The 18235-nt window shown below is 70.1% G+C and carries 17 protein-coding genes; 12 read left to right on the top strand and 5 right to left on the bottom strand.

Annotation, left to right across the window (positions count from 1 at the left end; all coding sequences use genetic code 11):
- Positions 1-434: 434 nt before the first annotated feature.
- Positions 435-1658 carry a PAS domain-containing protein gene (locus tag OV090_RS11490; RefSeq protein WP_267703633.1) on the bottom strand — a complete coding sequence of 408 codons (1224 nt, stop codon included), beginning with the start codon at positions 1656-1658 and terminating at the stop codon, positions 435-437.
- A 907-nt stretch (positions 1659-2565) separates the two neighbouring features.
- Between OV090_RS11490 and OV090_RS11495 the strand changes: the two genes are divergently transcribed.
- The 3 genes from OV090_RS11495 (at position 2566) to OV090_RS11505 (ending at position 5597) form a co-directional block, all read left to right on the top strand.
- Entirely contained in the window at positions 2566-3879 is a 1314-nt protein-coding gene (locus OV090_RS11495) for a prolyl oligopeptidase family serine peptidase (protein ID WP_267703634.1), read from the top strand.
- A gap of 76 nt (positions 3880-3955) precedes the next feature.
- Positions 3956-4558 (top strand): TetR/AcrR family transcriptional regulator, encoded by a 603-nt coding sequence (locus OV090_RS11500; protein ID WP_267703635.1) that lies wholly within the window; start codon positions 3956-3958, stop codon positions 4556-4558.
- Positions 4559-4988: 430 nt separating this feature from the next.
- The gene (locus tag OV090_RS11505; protein WP_267703636.1) at positions 4989-5597 is read left to right on the top strand and encodes a hypothetical protein; all 609 of its coding nucleotides are present in this window, start codon (positions 4989-4991) and stop codon (positions 5595-5597) included.
- Positions 5598-5709: 112 nt separating this feature from the next.
- Here the strand turns inward: OV090_RS11505 and OV090_RS11510 are convergent, their stop codons facing one another.
- Together OV090_RS11510 and OV090_RS11515 are read right to left on the bottom strand one after the other, a co-directional pair.
- Positions 5710-6234 carry a DUF1993 domain-containing protein gene (locus OV090_RS11510; RefSeq protein WP_267703637.1) on the bottom strand — a complete coding sequence of 175 codons (525 nt, stop codon included), beginning with the start codon at positions 6232-6234 and terminating at the stop codon, positions 5710-5712.
- Positions 6235-6689: 455 nt separating this feature from the next.
- Entirely contained in the window at positions 6690-7133 is a 444-nt protein-coding gene (locus tag OV090_RS11515; protein ID WP_267703638.1) for a hypothetical protein, read from the bottom strand.
- A 188-nt stretch (positions 7134-7321) separates the two neighbouring features.
- Here OV090_RS11515 and OV090_RS11520 point away from each other — a divergent pair, with 188 nt between their 5' ends.
- The 6 genes from OV090_RS11520 to OV090_RS11545 all read left to right on the top strand — a co-directional run bounded on the left by OV090_RS11520 (position 7322) and on the right by OV090_RS11545 (position 13844).
- Positions 7322-8113, top strand: coding sequence for a hypothetical protein (locus tag OV090_RS11520; RefSeq protein WP_267703639.1), 792 nt, complete (start codon positions 7322-7324; stop codon positions 8111-8113).
- Between the two features lie 39 nt (positions 8114-8152).
- Positions 8153-8410: a hypothetical protein gene (locus OV090_RS11525; RefSeq protein WP_267703640.1), complete on the top strand. Its 258-nt coding sequence runs from the start codon at positions 8153-8155 to the stop codon at positions 8408-8410.
- 115 nt (positions 8411-8525) lie between these two features.
- Positions 8526-10070, top strand: coding sequence for an efflux RND transporter periplasmic adaptor subunit (locus OV090_RS11530; protein WP_267703641.1), 1545 nt, complete (start codon positions 8526-8528; stop codon positions 10068-10070).
- Positions 10071-10083: 13 nt separating this feature from the next.
- Positions 10084-10818, top strand: coding sequence for an ABC transporter ATP-binding protein (locus OV090_RS11535; protein WP_276604434.1), 735 nt, complete (start codon positions 10084-10086; stop codon positions 10816-10818).
- Complete coding sequence (locus OV090_RS11540) at positions 10815-12044, top strand: ABC transporter permease (protein ID WP_267703642.1); 1230 nt, start codon at positions 10815-10817, stop codon at positions 12042-12044. The genes OV090_RS11535 and OV090_RS11540 overlap by 4 nt, the downstream gene beginning before the upstream one ends.
- Positions 12045-12164: 120 nt before the next feature.
- Positions 12165-13844, top strand: a complete 1680-nt coding sequence (locus OV090_RS11545; RefSeq protein ID WP_267703643.1) for a hypothetical protein — start codon at positions 12165-12167, stop codon at positions 13842-13844.
- Between the two features lie 70 nt (positions 13845-13914).
- On the opposite strand, the gene OV090_RS11550 is transcribed toward OV090_RS11545, so the two are convergent.
- Entirely contained in the window at positions 13915-14298 is a 384-nt protein-coding gene (locus tag OV090_RS11550) for a hypothetical protein (protein WP_267703644.1), read from the bottom strand.
- Positions 14295-15161: a hypothetical protein gene (locus tag OV090_RS11555; protein WP_267703645.1), complete on the bottom strand. Its 867-nt coding sequence runs from the start codon at positions 15159-15161 to the stop codon at positions 14295-14297. Before OV090_RS11555 ends, OV090_RS11550 begins: the two co-directional genes overlap by 4 nt.
- 286 nt (positions 15162-15447) lie before the next feature.
- Here OV090_RS11555 and OV090_RS11560 point away from each other — a divergent pair, with 286 nt between their 5' ends.
- The 3 genes from OV090_RS11560 to OV090_RS11570 all read left to right on the top strand — a co-directional run bounded on the left by OV090_RS11560 (position 15448) and on the right by OV090_RS11570 (position 18101).
- Positions 15448-16863 (top strand): inorganic phosphate transporter, encoded by a 1416-nt coding sequence (locus OV090_RS11560; RefSeq protein ID WP_267703646.1) that lies wholly within the window; start codon positions 15448-15450, stop codon positions 16861-16863.
- Positions 16864-16915: 52 nt separating this feature from the next.
- Entirely contained in the window at positions 16916-17200 is a 285-nt protein-coding gene (locus tag OV090_RS11565; protein WP_267703647.1) for a hypothetical protein, read from the top strand.
- Between the two features lie 442 nt (positions 17201-17642).
- The gene (locus OV090_RS11570; RefSeq protein ID WP_267703648.1) at positions 17643-18101 is read left to right on the top strand and encodes a hypothetical protein; all 459 of its coding nucleotides are present in this window, start codon (positions 17643-17645) and stop codon (positions 18099-18101) included.
- Positions 18102-18235 lie beyond the last annotated feature (134 nt).

Here is an 18235-nt window from a genome sequence, read left to right on the forward strand (position 1 = left end):
AACCATCTTGGCAGCACGGTGCGTTCGCGGACAAGCGAGGGCAGGCCCGCGCGTCGTCGACTCGCCGCGGTCGGCGCGGGGCTGCCAGCGCGCTCGTCGCGGCCCGCGACGCCTGCTGCTCGTCCACCGACCTCCGCGCTGACTCGCGGGTCCCGACGCCCGCCCCCATGCCCTTGACCGACGTCGAGGCCCGCCTGATGACCGTGCTTGCGCGCGTCTTCCCGGATTGAGCCGCTCGCGCTCGCCCGCGGCGGCGAACCCCGCGCTCGCCTCCGCCTCGCCGACGTTCCGGCGTACGTCTCCTGGCCTGGCGGCGGCGGGTTTCAGGCGTGCGCGATCATCAATGACCGTGACCCGGCCGGTCTGGTCCGCGGCGCCGAGCGCCCGCATGCCGCCCATGATGCGCGCCCCGTCGAGCGGGACATGACGGGCGCTCAGCGGCGCGGCGACTTGGAGAGCGAGCCCAGACAGCCACGCAGGGCCTCCTGAAGGTTTCGATACACGAGCAGGCCCGCCATGTCGACGCCCAGTTCGGTGAGCGTCTGGGCGATGCCGGGCCGGACCCCGCACAGCAGGCCCCGCGCGCCGAGCAGGCTGACCGCGCGGGTGATCCGCAGGATCTGGTCGGCCGTCGTCGTGTCAATCGCGTCGACCCCGGTGAGATCGAGGATGGCGAAGCGAGCGCCGAGATCGCTGACCTCGTGGAGGAGGCGGTCCATGATCTGCGTCGCACGCTCCGGATCGAGCGCACCCACCACCGGCAAGGTGATGATGTCATCCCATAGCTGAATGATCGGGGTGGAGAGGACGCGAATGGCCTCATCCTGTTGGGCGATGCGGGCTAGCTTCTCGCGCAGATCGTTCTCGCGCTGCTTGATGTCGGTGATGTTGCGAAACGCCCCGTAGATCCGCGTGAGCTTGCCGTCCTCGTAGTAGGGGCGTCCGGTCGCGTGGACGTTGATCCGCCGGCCGGTGTACGTAATGAGGTCGAGCTCGACATCGAACGTCTGGCCGGCCTGGCAGCGGGCGACCGCTTCGCTGATGACGGGGACGTGCTCGGGGGCGTAAAAATTGATCGCTTGCGCGAGGTCCGGCACAAAGCCCGGCGGGACCTCATGGATGCGGTGCGTCTCCTCGGTCCAGTACAGCTTGTTGACGACCAGATCGATTTCCCAGCCGCCGACCTGCGCGGCCGACTGCGTCTGCAGCATCAGATCGGTGTCACGCTGCGCTCGCTCCATCACCCGCCGTTGCTCCGTGATGTCGCGGACGACGCCCAGGAGCCGCCATCGACCGGGATGAGCTGCGGGGCGAGCATGGCTGCGCTCGTGCAACCACCGCGTCTCGCCTGCCACCGACAAGCGGTATTCCAGTTCGACGACCGCGTCCGGGGCCGCCATCTGTCGCCTTCGCGCGGCTTCGACCTCGGCGCGGTCGTCGGGGTGAATCGCCGCGAGCCAGGCGCCGACGGTGGGCTGCGCCCCCGCGGCCAGCATTGCCTGCAGTCGCGGCGAGTAGTTGGCGGGCGCGTCATCCCCGAGCGGGTCGGCGGGGTCGAGATCCGCGAATTCCCAAACTCCATCCCCGGCGAGCTCCATCGCCCACACGGCGAGCTCTGGCGTGATCGTATCGGTTGCTGTCGACGAGGTGAGAGCCATGAAAAACCCTGGCCGAAGTTACGAGACCCACGGACGGCCTGTCCAGCGATACCTGAGCCACACGGCGGCCGGACCGCCTTGCTCTCCTCATGCGGGTACAGGGCGTCTGCGCGCATTGCGAGTGAAACTTGTTACAAAGGTCGTCGACGTGCTCGCACGCGCCGAGACCGACTGCGGTATCGCTCCGTTCGGAGCCCGCGTATTGGACACTCGGCGCTGTAGGTTGTAAGGCGCTTGCTGCGCCCTGGTCACGTCAATCTTGGAAATGGGAGGGAGCCGCCCGCGGCAACCCTGTAGTACGGCGCGAGAACGTGAAAGCCTGGTCCATGCGCGCCGGTGGCGCCGTCCCGCCCCGAGAGTGAGGTCCCCGAGCTCGCCCCTGCCTTCTCGCCGACGCAGAGCCCACAGCACGAGGACGCGGCACGGGCGAGTGCGGGCAATCGCCACTGACGACAATGGAGTGGCAGGCGTAGCCCGGGGAAGTCGAATATGAAGCCCCGACCGCTCGACGTGACCATCACCGCCGACCGGGCGCTGATCATGATCCTCCACTTCGCTCTCGCCCTCAGCATGCTCGCGCCGCCGTCCCCATGTCCTGATCGGCGCGCATGACAGCCTTCGCGCGCTCCATCGGGCCGAGCCGACCGAGACGCGCCACCTCTTCCGAGCCCTCGACCTTGCCCGAGAGGTCCTGCGCCGCGACGACCTCGGGTGCCTCGGGAGGCGGTTCAGTCGTGGCTCGCTGTTCGGGGAACGGATACGGCGGCGACGACGGCGCGCTCGTGATCGCCCTCGACCCGGGCTCGCAGGTCTGCAAATGCCGTCGCCTAAAAAGAAAAACGATTATTCGTTTTTTTGGTGACACCCCGGCTGCGAGGAGGTGTTGAACCGGCCGGAGAACATGACGATGCGAGCTTCGAACTGGATGTGGATGACCCTGTGGCTATCGGCTTGCGACCCGGCGCCGTCGGGCGGTGATTCGTCGCCGATGTGCGACACCGGCATGGAGCCGGCCGGGCCCGCCGAGCGGGACTGGTGGGACCTGGGGATGGCCGATCCGGTGCTGAACGAGGTCGCCCTCTATTATCTCGGGCAAGCGTGGATGGGAGCGACCGACGTCTCCGAGGTGCTCGAGACGCTGACGCGGGTCGATCCCGCGGATGAACGCGGGTGGACGGCGGCCTTCCAGCAGACCTCACGGCGCCTGCGAGCGCTGGCTGAGGCGACCGAGGAAGGCGGGCACCCACTGACCGCCGCGACGGCCTATCAACGCGCCGCCACCTACCTCCGCGCCGCCCTGCACCGGCATCCCGATCCCTGGGACCCCGAGGTCGCGGCGCTCGCGGCGGAGGCGGTCGACCTGCACGCGCGCTACCTGCTGCTGTCCAACTCGCCCTGCGCTCCGGTGGCGATCCCCTACGAGTCGACCACGCTGCCCGGGTACTTCTGCCGCGCGCACGAGGCCGAGGGCGCCCAGCCGACCCTGATCTTCCACGAGGGCAAGGATGGTTGGGCGGAGGACGGCAAGTTCGTCGTCGATGCCGCGATGGCCCGCGGGTACAACGTGCTGCTGTTCGACGGCCCTGGCATGGGCAAGACCATCCGCCTCCAGGGCCTGCCGTTTCGCCACGACTGGGAGGCCGTCGTGACGCCGGTGGTCGACTTCCTCGAGGACATGCCCGAGGTCGATCCGGCGCGGCTCGGGTTGTTCGGCGTGAGCCTGGGCGGCTATCTGGCGCCGCGCGCGGCTGCCCACGAGCACCGCCTGGCCGTGCTGGTCGCCAACCCCGGCGTGCTCGACTGGGGGGCTGCGATCCGGGCCGAGCTCGCGCTCATCGATCCGGGCCTGCCGGACCTGTACGACTCGGACCCCGGCGCCTTCGACGCTGCCATCATACAGTTCATGGAGCACAGCGACTTCGTGCGCTGGGGCATTCGCGACGCGTACTGGCACCACGGCGTCGACTCTCCGTCGGCCTTCATCGCCGAGGTCGATCGCTTCCGACTCGGAGATTCGGCGGCCGACATCCGCGCGCGCACGCTGGTGTTCGACGCGGAGGCCGAGGGGCGCGGACAGGCCGCCGAGCTGTACGCGGCGCTCACCTGCCCCAAGGACTACCTGCGCTTCACGGCCGAGGAGGCGGCGCAGTTCCACGTGCAGCCCGGCGCCACCGCGATGCTCACCCATCGGCTGTTCGACTGGCTCGACGACAACCTGTGAGCCAGGCGGTGAGCGCTCGTCCGCGGCCTCGGTGCCGCGGCGCGAGCGGTTCTGGTAGACAGGCTTGGAGGTCGCTGTGCCCCGCGTCACCCCCGAGCACACTGCTGCGCGTCGCCGGTTGATCCTCGACGCCGCTCGCGCAGTGTTCGCCCGCAAGGGCACCCGAGCCGCCACCATCGAGGATATCTGCGCGGAGGCAGGGATCAGCGCGGGAGGCATCTACACACACTTCCCGAGCAAGGCCGCGATCCGCGAGGCAATCCACGCCGAGGCGCGCGCGGCGAACCGGCGGTTCCCCGCGGCCATCCGCGCGGCCCCGGACCCGCTCGCCGCTCTGCAGGACATGGCGGGCGACATGTTCAAGCTCCTCGACGCGCCCGAGCTGCAGGCCGACCACCGCATGTCCTTGCAGATGCACGCGGACGCGGTGACCGACCCCGAGCTGGCGGCCAGCTACGCCGAGATCCACGTCGACATGATGCATGCCATCCGCGGCATCCTCGACGAGGCCGTCGCCGGCGGTCGCCTGCCCGAGACGCTCGACACCGAGTACCTCGCGTGGACGATGGTCGCGCTGTACCAGGGCGCTCGCGTCCAGAAGCTGCTCGTGCCGTCGCTCGACACGGCGCGGCTCGGCCAGATGGTCCGCCGGTTGTTGGCGGGCGTTCTGAAGGGATGAGCCGGGGCGACGGGCTCCAGCCACGCAGCGAAGCGATCGGCGCGATGCGAATGGTTCTCGGGCAAAGCACTGGTACGAAGATCTACGCTTTGCTCAGAGCACCTGCAGGCTCAGAGTTCATCACCGGGGATCAACCTGTCGTCATTACGCATCATCGCCCTCTGCCACTCTACTATCCCATCTCGCCCCAAGTTGCCCCTGCTGTTGGAAACAGACCACTCCGAGCCCGGCCGGATCGAGGTTTGTCTGGATAACACCGAGGTCCTTCGCTGCCATGAAAATATCATGGCAGTTGCATTTGAGCAGATATATGGAGCTCGCAAAGCCGCACTAGAGGGTCCGCTTGCTCCGCACGCGCCCTCCGGCTAACTGTGCGGTTTCGGAGGGGCGGGGCGCTGGCCAGCGCGTGGGCGATGCGTTATGACGCCGCATGGCTCTCGAGCCCCAGCCCTATACCGCCCTCCCCGGCGCGCGGTTTCAACCGCTGGCACGCGAGCTCGGCCTCGCGCGCTACAACCTGCTCGCGGTCAGCGACGACTCGGTCAATTACGAGGACCTGTTCGGCAGCCGCGAGGTCGACTTCAGGGTCCACCAGGGAACGCTCACGCTGAGCGGACCGACCTACGTGCAAAACGAAGACCCGATGGTGTGCGTCGTCGAGGGTGACCTGGTCGTCGACGGACCGCTGGTGATCCGCGACCTCGACCTCTACGTGCCGCTGTGGATCAAGGGCTCGCTGATCGCCCGCGATCTCGTGCTCAGCCTCGACGCTCAGGTGTTCATCGAGGGCGACCTCAAGCTGACGGGCAACCTCGTCACGGACGGCACCGACGCGACCCACCTGGTCGTCCACGGCGAGGCGCAGGTCGGCGCGTGGCTGCGGCCCAGTCACCGCGGCGCGATCTACCTCCCGGCATCGGTCCCCGATCCGCTCGAAGGCGATGCCCTCTCGGCGCGGCTCGCCCCCACGCTCGACCCGCGGCGAGGCCTGGCCCTGTGCGAGCACGTACTCGCGGGCCAGCCGCTGCTTCGCGACTGACGCGCATCGCAACCCGGACAAAACCGGGTAATCATCGGATCACCGCACTCCACGACGTGGTAGCTCGCACCGCACGCGATGTCAGCTGACCCGGTCGGCGCGGGAACCCGCCTCAGGCCGTCCGCGTGCGCAGCTGCCCCTCGTAGTCGCGCTTGCCGATCGGCACGCCGCGCGACCGCAGGATGTCGTAGGCGGTGACGGCGTGGAAATGGAAGTTCGGCAGCGAGAACGAGAGGATGAAGGTTTCCGAGGTGAAGGCCAGCCTGCGGGGGCCGATCGGGAGGTCCAGGTCCTTGCCCGCCCATCCGTCGACCTCGCCGCGGGGGAACGCCTCCAGCGCGGTCTCTGCCCTGACCATCATCGCTTGCAGCTCGGCGAAGGGGACGGGCCCGACCAGCGCGGGCGGAGTGAACGCTCCGGTCTTCAGCGCCTCCACGCCCCACACCGCGTGGTGCCAGGCCGCTTCGATCTGGAAATGGAAGGGCGCCATGTCGTCGAACAGGCGCGTGTGCACGAAGGCATCGGCATCGACACCCGTCTCCGCGAAATGATCGGCCGCACGGCCGAGAAACCCGCCGATGGCCCGCACGGTCTGCAGGAAGGTCGGCACGCTGAGGTCATAGAGCGATGTAGGCATTGGCTTCCCCACTTCCGGCAGGACCGGGCGTTGCTTGCTCGCCTGATAAGGTACGGGTCCTCGTCGAGCAAGACAAGCGCTCCGCGCTCGTCCGCGGACTCGTCGTCCGGCGACATCGAAACGCTTGGTAGCTCCTCGCTCCTTGCTTCCCGGCTCGACGTACAACGGGACGCCCGAGTTCCGGGTCGAACAGCTCGAGCACGACCCCCGGCGCCGGGCACGGTCGGCCGGCACAAGCCGACCGGGCGCCAAGCCTTAAAAAATTGCCGGTCGGCGCCCGGCGAGCCGTCAGTCGTGCTCGCCGAGGTTCGCCCGGCGCGTCTGCGGTCAGACGCTCGCCGCCGCGTGAGCACCGCGCAGCGCCATCGACGATCCCGGGCCCTGATCGTCACGCGCAATTGGTGTAGTATATATCTATCGCCGCACAGTGGGTGGCCTCGAATGGCCCGACGATGTCACCGGAAAAGCTGCCGAATAACCGCGGTGGTTCGACCGGATCCGCACTCTCCCAGTCGCCCGCGTGGCTGTCGATCGTCATCGTCGCCGTGAAAGGGGTGTCGTCGGCTAGCCAGCCCTTGGACAACGTGATCGCCGATCCACGGATCGAGCGCGCATTCGATCCCGGCCCAGACGATGGCCTGGCGCTTGTAGGGGTTGTTGCCGAGGTAAAGCCGCTCGAGTGCCAGCCCCTTGCCGCACGCGCCGTAGGTGATTCCGAACGTGATCCGCGTGACCGAACCGAGCGCTGCCGCCGGCTCGAGGTCCCCGATGTGCTCGTCGTCCCTGAGGCGCTCGACGTCCCCGAGGTGTCCGACGTCCCAGGCCCACAGGCCGCCATGAGCATCAGGCCGAATACCCGCGAGGACCTCGCCATCCATCCAGGATACGAAGACCTCCATCCAATCGATGCATCGTCGGCACCGGCACACTCTCCCCCGCCGAGTCTGCCGACGCGTGCTTCGGCGAGGTCGCGTGCGACAAGGAGCGGGCCGGAGACGGCGAGCGAGCCTGGGTTGCAGTCGTGCTGTGAGCCGAACTGCGACCCCACGGCGCCCGCGCCGGGGGCGGACGTGCGATGCTCGCGGGTGTGAACCCTGGCGTCCACAATCCACTTCAGGTCGAGCTCGGGCAGTGCGTACGACCGGACCGCGAACTCGTCGAGGTCGCGGCGGGCGCGAGTACGAACATCATCGCCGTCGCCGAGGGGATGGGCGGCCACGGCTGTGGCTGGCTCGGCGCGCGTCGCGTCGTCCACGCGGTCGTCGCGGCGCGCGGCGATGCAGCGGTGCCGCCCACCTTCGTCGGCGCGGCCAGCGAGCGATACCTCCCCGAGGCCCGGCGCCGGTGGTTCGGTGCGCATGCGAATGTCGAGGTGGAAGCTCTGCCCCTCGACCTCGCTGAGGCGTTCGTGACCCTCGCTCGCAAGGCGCTCTCCGTCCCCATGCCAGCGGGGCCGCCGCTCACGCTCGCCGTCGGGTGCATCGCCATCACGCTCGACGGTGTGCGCGTGTACGGGGCGCACGCGGGTCCTGGCCGCGCCGTGGTGCTGCGCCGCGGCTCCACGCGCCCCGAGGAGCTCGTGGGCCCGCAGCTCGTGGAAGGCTTGCCGTTCGAGGTCGTCGCCAACGCGATCGGCATGCTTGCGTCGAGCGGTCGCGCCGTCGAGCGCTTCGAGACCGCGCTCGCGGCCGGCGATGTGTTGCTCGCCTCCTCGCGTCCTCTCGCCGTCGACGACACCGATTTCCTGGCGCTCGTCGATGCGCACGTCGATGCACCGCTTGCCGCACTCGCCCGCGCCATCGAGTCCCGCGTCGGCGACGCACGCAGCGGCGGCGACGCAGCTTTTACCCTCGTACGGTGCGTCGTGCTCGAGCCGTGACGGACACACTGCCGCAGTCAGGGCGGCGCGGAAGGCCTCGTGGTACTCGGCCTTGAGGAACCTGAGCTCGATGTCTTCGCCGCCGTCGACGAGTTCGACGTCATCCGGCAGATCACGGGTCACGCTGACTTCCGGATCTTGCAGGAGTACCTCCACGACGATGTGGAAGCGACGGGCATGGTCCGCTCGAGGTTGGCGGACCTTCATTTCGACCACGAAGCGGCCGCGTTTGGAGAAATACTGGAGAAGCCCTCCGGCGCGGAGGCGCACATCCTCGCCGAAGCGCGGCGACGGTAGCGTAGCTGCCCTTGCGCCGAGAGAGGCCTGTAAACGCGACGTAAACCGGCGGTAATTCCGCGGCGGGCCCCGTTGCTCGCGTCGTGGCCGTTTGCTAGGTACGTACAACGAACGCATGGCTCTGCCTCGCTTCCTGGCGCCGCTCCTGACCGTCGTGCTCCTCGGCGCTGGCGGTTATTATGCTTACCAGCGCTTCGCCGTCGCCGAGGCGCCGAAGATCGAGTACCGGACGCAGCCGGCCGAGCGCGCGCGCCTGACCGCGACGGTCACCGCGAGCGGCACGCTGTCGCCGGTGAAGACCGTCGCCGTCGGCAGCCAGGTGTCGGGGCGGATCGTCGAGCTGTTCGCCGACTTCAACTCCGAGGTGAAGAAGGGCGACGTGATCGCTCGCATCGATCCGAGCCTGTTCCAGTCGGATCTGATGAAGACCAAGGCGAGCTACAAGTCGTCGCAGGCGGCGGTGACGCGGGCGATCGCCGACCGCGAGAACGCGCGCATCAACCTCGAGCGCGCCAAGCAGCTGTTCGCCGACAAGGTCGCGCCGCAGGCCGAGGTCGACGCCGCCGACGCGGCCTACAAGGTCGCCAAGGCCAGCGTGGAGTCGGCCCAGGCGGCCCAGGCGGTCTCCAAGGCGGCGATCGACACCGCCGACGTCAACCTGCTCTACACGACGATCCTCTCGCCGATCGACGGCGTCGTGATCTCGCGCGACGTGTCGGTCGGGCAGACGGTCGCGGCCTCGCTGTCGGCGCCGCAGCTGTTCTCGATCGCCGAGGACCTCAAGGCGATGGAGGTCCACACCAACGTGGCCGAGTCCGACGTCGGCGCGCTCAAGCAGGACATGAAGGTCCGCTTCACCGTCGACGCCTACCCCAACGAGCGCTTCTTCGGCACTGTGGCGCAGATCCGCAACTCGCCGCTGACGCTGCAGAACGTGGTCACCTACGACGCGGTGGTCCGCGTCGACAACGACGCGCTCAAGCTGCGCCCCGGCATGACCGCGAGCGTGACGTTCATCGTCGACGAGCGCCGCGACGCGCTGGCCGTGCCCAACGCGGCGCTCCGCTTCACGCCGTCGGACCCGAAGATCGCCGCGCTGGCGCCCAAGCCCGAAGGCGGCGAGCGCAGCGGCAAGCGCGGCGGCAAGCGCGGCGAAGACTTCGGCGAGGCCAAGGCCGAGGACGCCAAGACCGAGACGGTCGACGCCAAGGCCGAGGCCGCGGACGCCAAGGCCGAGGCCAAGTCCGACGCCAAGATCGAAGCCAAGGCCGCCGACACCAAGGCCGATGCCAAGCCCGAAGAGTCCAAGGCCGGCGACGCCAAGGCCGAGGACGCCAAGGCCGAGGCGCCGGCCGACGAGAGCAAGGGCGAGCGGCGGCGGCGTCGCGGGCAGAGCTCCGAGCTCAACACCAACCGCACCGTGTGGGTGCTGGTCGACGGCCAGCCGAAGCCGGTGCAGGTGCAGATCGGGATCAGCGACGGCTCGATGACGGAGATCGTCGGCGGCGAGCTGACCGAGGGCATGCAGGTGATCGTCGGCGCGACCGGGGGCGAGACCGTGACGAAGGCGGCCACGGGGTCGCCGTTCAACACCATGGGCGGCGGCGGCGGTCGTGGCGGCGGTGGCGGCGGCGGCGGTGGTCGTCGCGGTGGCTTCTGAGCGGAGGGCGACGATGTCCGAGCCGATCCTCGAGGCCACCGATCTGGTCAAGACCTACAAGATGGAGGACGTCGAGGTCCGGGCGCTGCGCGGCGTGTCGCTGGCGGTCCGTCCGGGCGAGTTCGTCAGCATCATGGGCACCTCGGGGTCCGGCAAGTCGACGATGATGAACATCCTCGGCTGCCTCGACCGCCCGACCTCCGGCAGCTACAAGCTGGCCGGCAGCGAGGTGTCGAAGCTCGGGCGCGGCGACCTGGCGACCGTCCGCAACAAGGTGCTGGGCTTCGTGTTCCAGAGCTTCAACCTGCTGGCCCGCACCAGCGCGCAGGAGAACGTCGAGCTGCCGATGGTGTACGCCGGCGTCGGCGCGGCCGAGCGGCACGAGCGGGCCATCGCCTCGCTGGAGAAGGTCGGCCTCGGCAAGCGGCTCGACCACACGCCGGCGCAGCTGTCGGGCGGCCAGCAGCAGCGCGTCGCCATCGCCCGCGCGATCGTCAACCGGCCCAAGGTCATCCTCGCCGACGAGCCGACCGGCAACCTCGACTCGCGCACCAGCATCGAGATCATGGCGCTGTTCCAGGAGCTCGGCCGCTCGGGCATCACCATCGTCCTCGTCACCCACGAGCCCGACATCGCCGAGTTCACCAATCGCGTGGTGATGATGCGCGACGGCAAGGTGCTGTCCGACGTGACGCAGACGCCCGTCGACGCCCGCGAGGCGCTGGCCAACTTGAAGGAGGGCGAATGAACCTCTTCAGCACCTTCCGCGTGGCCGTGCTCGCGCTCTTGCTCAACAAGATGCGCTCGTTCCTCACGGTGCTCGGCATCATCATCGGCGTGGGCTCCGTGATCGCGATGGTGGCGATCGGCGAGGGCGCCAAGGCCGAGGTCCAGCGCGCGTTCGACAAGATGGGCACCAACCTGCTGGTGATCCGCTCCGGCTCGGCGCAGACGAGCGGCGTGCGCGGCGGGGCCGGCTCGCAGCCGACGCTCTTGTGGACCGACGTCGACGCGATCCGCAAGGAGACGCTGTACGTCACCAAGGTCGCGCCGAGCCTGCGCCAGAGCGTGCAGATCCTCGGCGAGGGCAAGAACTGGACGACCTCGGCCGAGGGCACCACCCCGGAGTACTTCGAGATCCGCAACTGGACATTCCAGTACGGCGGCCCCTTCAACGAGCAAGACGTGTCCACCAAGGCCAAGGTCGCGGTGCTCGGCGGCACCGTGGTCGACAACCTGTTCGGCAACGGGGCCGACGCCGTGGGCTCGACGGTGCGGATCAACAACGTGCCGTTCGAGGTCATCGGCGTGCTGGCGCGCAAGGGCCAGGCGGCCACCGGCCAGGACGCCGACGACGTGGTGATGGTCCCGGCCGGCACGTTCGCGGCCAAGGTCCAGGGCGGCCTGCGGCAGTACCTCGGCGGCAGCATCTACGTCGGCGCCGCCACGCCCGACGACACCCGCCGGGCCCAGGCCGAGATCACGCAGCTGCTGCGCGCCCGCCACAAGCTGCGCGACGACGAGGCCGACGACTTCACCGTCAGCAGCCTGGCCGAGGCGGCCAGCGCCCGCCAGGAGGGCACGGAGACGATGACGCGCCTGCTCGCCGGCATCGCCCTCGTCAGCCTGCTGGTCGGCGGCATCGGCATCATGAACATCATGCTGGTCAGCGTGACCGAGCGGACGCGGGAGATCGGCCTGCGCATGGCGATCGGCGCCCGCCCGGGCGACATCCTGATCCAGTTCGTGATCGAGGCGGTGGTCCTGGCCTCGGTCGGCGGCCTCCTCGGCGTCGGCCTCGGCTTCGGCGTCGCCACCTACCTGTCGAGCGAGTTCGGCTGGGCGACCAAGATCGACCCGCAGATCGTCGCCCTCGCCCTCGGCAGCAGCGCGCTGGTCGGCATCGGCTTCGGCCTCTACCCGGCCCACAAGGCCTCGCGCCTCGACCCGATCCAGGCGCTCCGCTACGAGTAGCAAGCCTGCCCCTTCGGGCATGTCCCGCGGGACATCGTGCGAAAACGTGCCCGCCCCGCCCTCTTGCGCGGCAGGCCCGGCGCGGGCGTGCGGCGCGGGTGTCAGGTATAGTCGGAGGTGATGCCCGTCGCCCCGCCGACCGACCTCGATCAGATGTTGCAGGTGCTCGCCGACGGCGGCGAGCAGGCCCGCGAGCACCTGCTCGACCACCTGCGCGCGCTGGTGTCGCAAGGCTCGCCGGCGGCGTTCTCGCTGCGCGCGGCGCTGATCAAGATCCTCTCCGCCGACTCGGCGGGCCGCGTCGACGACGAGGAGCACCCCGGCTCGTGGACCCGCTCGTGGCAGCTGTCGGCGCTGGTGGTGGTCGCCGGCGACGACGCCGAGGCGCGCGCGCTGATGGACATGGCCAGCGACCGCGCCCGCGAGCCCAACCGGTGGGTCCGCTACTGGACCGTGGTGACCGCCAACGAGCGCAAGGAGCACCACGCGTGGACGCTGGCGCGCGCGCGGGCGCTGGCCGAGGACACCGGCGAGCGCCTGCAGCTGCGCTGCCTCGGCTGGGCGCTGCTGGCGGCCGACCACGAGGACCGCGACGCGGTCGCGGCGCTGCTGTGGTGCATCGAGGGCGCGCGGCAGCCGATGCCGGCGGGCAATCGCTACCTGGTCGAAGGGCCAGTCGACCCGACGCACGCCCAGAGCGCGGCGCTGCGGGCGCTGCGGGCCACGCCGCTGGCGCAGGCGTTCGACAGCGTGCAGGCGATCGTCGACGCCGCGCCGTTCGCCTCGTACACGTGGGACGCGGTGTCGGTGATGGCGCGCTTCGGCGGCACCTCGCGCGCGCCCGAGGCGTCGCACACCCTGGCGCGCTTCGTCGTCACCAACCGGCGCCGGCGCGAGTACTACGACATGGTCGGCCTGGCGGTCCGGGCGATCGGCCGCCTCGGCATCGCCCAGACCGACCTGCTGATGGCCGAGCTCGACAGCGCCAGCCCCGGCGTCGCGTTCGAGGCCGCCGGCGCGCTGGAGCTGCTGCTCACCACGCCGCGCGCGGTCGAGCGGATCCTCGACGTCGCCACCCTCAGCGCCGACCGCGACGACAAGCTGGCGTCGGCGCTGCGCAGCATGCAGCGCGCGGCGGTGGTCGAGACGCTGGCAGCCGGGCTGCGCTGCGGCAACATGACCCGAGAGACAGCCGCGCGCCGGCTGCTGATCGAGCTCGGCGGCTCGGTGGCGCTCGACCGCCTGCAGATCCGCCACCAGGACCTCGAGAGCCGGCGCAAGGTGGTGGCCGACCTCGACGACCGCCAGCGCGAGCACATCCGCTGGATCGCCCTCGGCGACGGCGTGGCGACCTGGATCTCGGTCGGCATGTGGATCGTGGTGTTCATGGTCGGCGTCTCCGCGATCTCGGCCGGCCTGCTGCTGACGTTCCGCCAGGGCTACGACGCGTTCCAGGCGGTGGTGCTGGCCGGCGCCGGCACCGTGTTCACTTTGCTCGGCAAGGTCGGCTACCAGGGCCGCCTGGTCGAGGTCGCGGGCGCCCGCGCGGCCGCCCGCCTGGCCGTGTTCAACGGCTACCAGCGCCGCCTGCAGCAGGTCGACCTGGTGCTCGCGCAGCGCTTCATCGACGGCGTCCAGGTCAGCGCCGAGGACCTGCGCGAGCTGTCGGCCCTGGTCTCGACCGCCCAGACCGAGGCCCAGTCGTCGCTGCTGGCCCTGATCCCGAGCGACAAGGAGGCCGACGCGCTGCAGAAGCGCCTCGCCGCGGTCGGCCAGTCGCTGCCGGGCGGCGACTCCTGACCTGTCCTGACAGACATTTTCCGATAGGCATGTCGCTTCGGACATGCCCATCAGGACATGGTCGAAGGGCTCACTCGGCCGCGACGACGCGGACCGGGATGCACTCCTCCTCTTCGTACTCGACCTCGACGGCCAGGCACGTCTCGCCGGCGGCCACGCCGACGAGCACGAAGTTGTGGGCCCCGGGGGTCGCCTCGGACAGGAGGATGTCGCGGTCCTGACTGTTGAGCGCCAGCGCGTCCTTGTTGGTGAACTCGATGCGGGCGCTGCTCTCGATGGTGACGTGGACCGAGACCGCGATGCCGGCGGGGATCTCGATCTCCTCGCCGGTCAGGCGCACGGGCACCGGCGGCTGGCTGCGCAGCTCGAAGGTGACCGTCTGGTAGCGCGGGCCGCAGGCGGTCAGGGTCGCTGCCGCGGCCAGGGCGGCGAAAGCGGAGGCGAAGCGGGTCACAGCACACCTCCCGTCGTGTCGGTCGTGCTCGTCGCGTCCGTGGTCACGTCGGTGGTGGCGTCCGTGGTCACGTCGGTGGTGGCGTCCGTCGTCGCGTCCGTCGTCGCGTCGGTGGTCACGTCGCTGTCGGTGGTGGAGTCGCTGTCCGTGCCGCTGGTGGTGAGCGCATCGCCCTCGACGGTGATCGCTAGCTCGGCGGCGAGCGCCCCGAGGCTGGCGCGGACGGTCGTCATGCCGGCGGTGCGGGCGCGCACGATCACGTGGCCGTTGCCGGTGCCGACCACCTCGAGGATGCCGTCGTCGGCCAGCTCGAAGGTGAAGTCGAGCAGGCCGGCGAGCACGTAGTCGTCGGAGTCGCGGGTGATCGCGTCGAACTGCAGCTCGCTGCCGGGCGCCATCGTGTACGCGGTGTAGTCGACGCGCTGGTGCTGGATCGCCACCTCGGCCGGCGCAGTCGCGTGGATGTGGATCAGGTCGCCGATGCCGCTGTCGGGCAGCAGCGCCAGCACTGCGGTGTAGCCGGCGGTGACGGCGGTGAAGATCTCGCCCTTCAGGGCCAGGCGCTCCGCCGAACCGGTGCGGAGGTCGGGCGGGGGCCGCGAGAGATCTTCATTCCAGGTGTAGTCGAGCTCGAAGCGGCCGCCGACGGCCACGCGGGCCGGGAAGTTGCCGACTGACTCGCCGTCGGGACAGGCGGGATCGTCCTCGCCGACGCAGCGCCAGTGGAACTCGCCGTTGCCGAGCTCGCCCGGGCCGGGCTGGGGGTCGTAGGGGGCATCGCTGCAGTCGTCGAGGCACCCGCCGAGGGCGAGCAGCCCCGCCAGCAGCAGCGGGCGGGAGGAGGAACATGTTCTTTGGGACATAAGCTTAAGGACAGGTCGTAACGGTCAGGCGGCGACGCCGGCGGCGTCGCCTCACGATCTTGACCGGGCGGCGAGACGGCCGCAAGGGGAGGCCGGGCGACCCCGACGCGGATTTCGGGCGCGCATCGTGCGCGGCGCCGCTCGCCCGCCGTGTCACTTGGTTGTCACCAAGGTGTCACGTTCTCTCGCCTTTTTGCGCCCTTCCTGTGACTGACAGACCGCTCGACCCCGCGTAGATTTCCGAGCGCAGGCGGCCTTCTGGCGGCCTCGACCGAGGAGAACCCCCATGGAGGCGATGTTCCACGGACTCACGACGACGACCGGAGTCCTGCTCGTCGTCTCGCTCCTCATCGCGTTCGGGTTCGAGTTCGTCAACGGCTTCCACGACACGGCCAACGCGGTGGCGACGGTGATCTACACCCGCTCTCTGCGGCCGTGGACGGCCGTCATCCTGTCGGGGATCTGCAACTTCCTCGGGGTGTTCGTCGGCGGGCTCGCGGTCGCGCTGAGCATCATCCACCTCCTGCCGATCGAGCTGCTGGTGTCGAGCGGGGTCGGCCTCGGCCTGGCGATGATCCTGTCGCTGCTGCTGGCGGCGACGCTGTGGAACCTGGGCACCTGGTACTTCGGCCTGCCGTCGTCGAGCTCGCACACGATGATCGGCGCGATCCTGGGCGTCGGCATCGCCAACTCGATGCTGCCGGGCCACGAATTCGGCGCCGGCGTCAATTGGGCCAAGGTGTCCGACGTCGGCATGGCGCTGCTGCTGTCGCCGCTGATCGGCTTCACCCTCGCGGCGCTGCTGCTGCTGGCGGCGAAGCGGCTGATCCGCGACCCGCAGCTGTACCGCGCGCCGCTCGGCTCGCGCCCGCCGCCGCCGTGGATCCGCGGCATCCTCATCTTCACCTGCACCGGCGTCAGCTTCGCCCACGGCTCCAACGACGGCCAGAAGGGCGTCGGCCTGGTGATGCTGATCCTGATGGGCATCGTCCCGGCCGGGTTTGCCATCAACCTGGCGCTGAGCGAGCCGCAGATGCGCGAGGCCAGCGCGGCGGTGGTGACGATCCACGACGCGCTCGGCTCGGCCGCGACCTCGGCCCCCGACGTGCGGGCCAAGCTCGACGAGGTCGAGGACGAGCTGCAGTCGCTCAAGGCCACGCTCGGCACCGCGTCGCGGCCCGAGCAGGTGCCGGCCGAGCAGCGCTTCGCGGTCCGCCGCGACGTGCTGCTGATCGACTCGACGCTGAAGAAGCTCGACCAGTCGGGCGCGCTGGTGCTGCCCAAGGAACAGGCCAAGCAGGTCAAAGAGGCGCGCGCCGACCTGCGCGAGCTGACCGACTACGCACCCAACTGGGTGCTTTTTTGTGTCGCGCTGTCGCTGGGCATCGGCACGATGGTCGGCTGGAAGCGCATCGTCGTGACCGTGGGCGAGAAGATCGGCAAGGAGCACCTGACCTACGCGCAGGGCGCCTCGGCCGAGCTGGTGGCGATGAGCACGATCGGGATCTCCGCCGGCCTCGGCCTGCCGGTCAGCACCACGCACGTGCTGTCGTCGGGGGTCGCAGGCACCATGGTCGCCCAGCGCGCCGGGCTGCAGGCGGCGACGGTGCTGAAGATCGCGTCGGCGTGGGTGCTGACGCTGCCGGCCTCGATGCTGCTGGCCGGGGTGCTGTTCCTGGTGTTCCGCGCGATGCTCTGTTAGCGCGGCGCCGCGCCCGGGCGAGCGGCTACAATGCGCGCCGGAGGTCGCTTCGATGCGCAACAGGTCCTCGCTCCTCGTGCCCGTGTTCGCCGTCGCGGCTGTGGCTTGCGACAAGTCGACCACGCCGCCCGACGCCAACGTCGGCGGCACCTACGTCGTCACCCGCGACACGCCCTTCTTCGACAGCGGCTGCGAACAGGACCGCCTCGGCGACGGCAAGCTGCGCAAGAAGACCCGCTTCACTCTGGTCGCCGCCCGCCCCGGCTGCTGGACGATCAAGCTCGACGACGAGGACGAGACCTACATCGTGCCGACGCAACACGTGCGCGCCGAGTGAGGCCGTCGCGTCGGCCGCCGCGCCGCGGGTCGCTACGACCGATTCTTGCACCGCATCACTGCACGCGATGACTCGGTTCGTCGCGGCCGCCCGACCGCGGACGAGCGAGCGACCACTCTTCCCGTCGCCCGCTCGGTGACATGCGTCGTCCGCCCGGCTGCGAGGCGCGACCGCCTCGGCCGCCGCAGCCAAGGCCGCTGACGAGGCGGCGCGTGCCGCTCTCTCGCCGAGCACCAGGCAGGGCTCGCATCGAATCGGCCTGCATCTCGCGGAGCGCCGACGCTCGATCGCTGCGCGCCGGCCCGTCACTGCGGCTCGCCGCGTGGTCCGCGGCACAGCGGCGAGGCGCCCGCGGTAGCCGGACGCGGACTTGGTTTCAGACTTCCCCCGGGACGTCGCGGCTGCCGCGGCTCCAGGGGGCAAAAGCGAGATGGTGCGACGCATGTGCTTGGCTGTGGGCGCGGCCGGTCTCCTGGCCATTGGGACAGCTTGCGACCTGGCCGCCGCGCCGCCGCCTCCGCCGCCCTGCGGCGCGCCGGACGACGCGCCGTGCCCGTTCGGGACCCAGTGCGAGGACGACCCCGACGACGACTGCGACCCGCTGCGCGCCGCCTGCCCCGGCCGCTGCGAGGCGGTCCCGTGCGGCGATTCGCTCGGGCTCACCTGCGCCGAAGGACAGGCCTGCATCGACGACCCGCACGACGACTGCCAGACCTTCGTCGGCGGCCCGCTCTGCCCCCAGGTGTGCGCCGAGCTCCCCAGTCCGATCCTGTGCGCCGAGCCGGGCCGCACGTTCGTGTCGCACAGCCAGGACCTGTGCGAGCAGATCCTGTTCATCTGCGAGGTCGGGTGGGTCCCCTTTTATAACAGCTGCGGCTGCGGCTGTCAGTTCCTCGGCTGAGCGGAGGGCCAGTGATTCGGGCTCGCACGCGGTCTCGCCACGCAGGTCACGCGCCCGCCGGGCGCGTCTCGGGCTAACCCGTCCAGCGAGCGACAGCCCGTGCGACGGGCCGCACGAGCCCGAATCACTGGCCC

Source organism: Nannocystis sp. RBIL2 (genome assembly GCF_026626745.1).
Taxonomy (GTDB): Bacteria; Myxococcota_A; Polyangia; order Nannocystales; family Nannocystaceae; genus Nannocystis.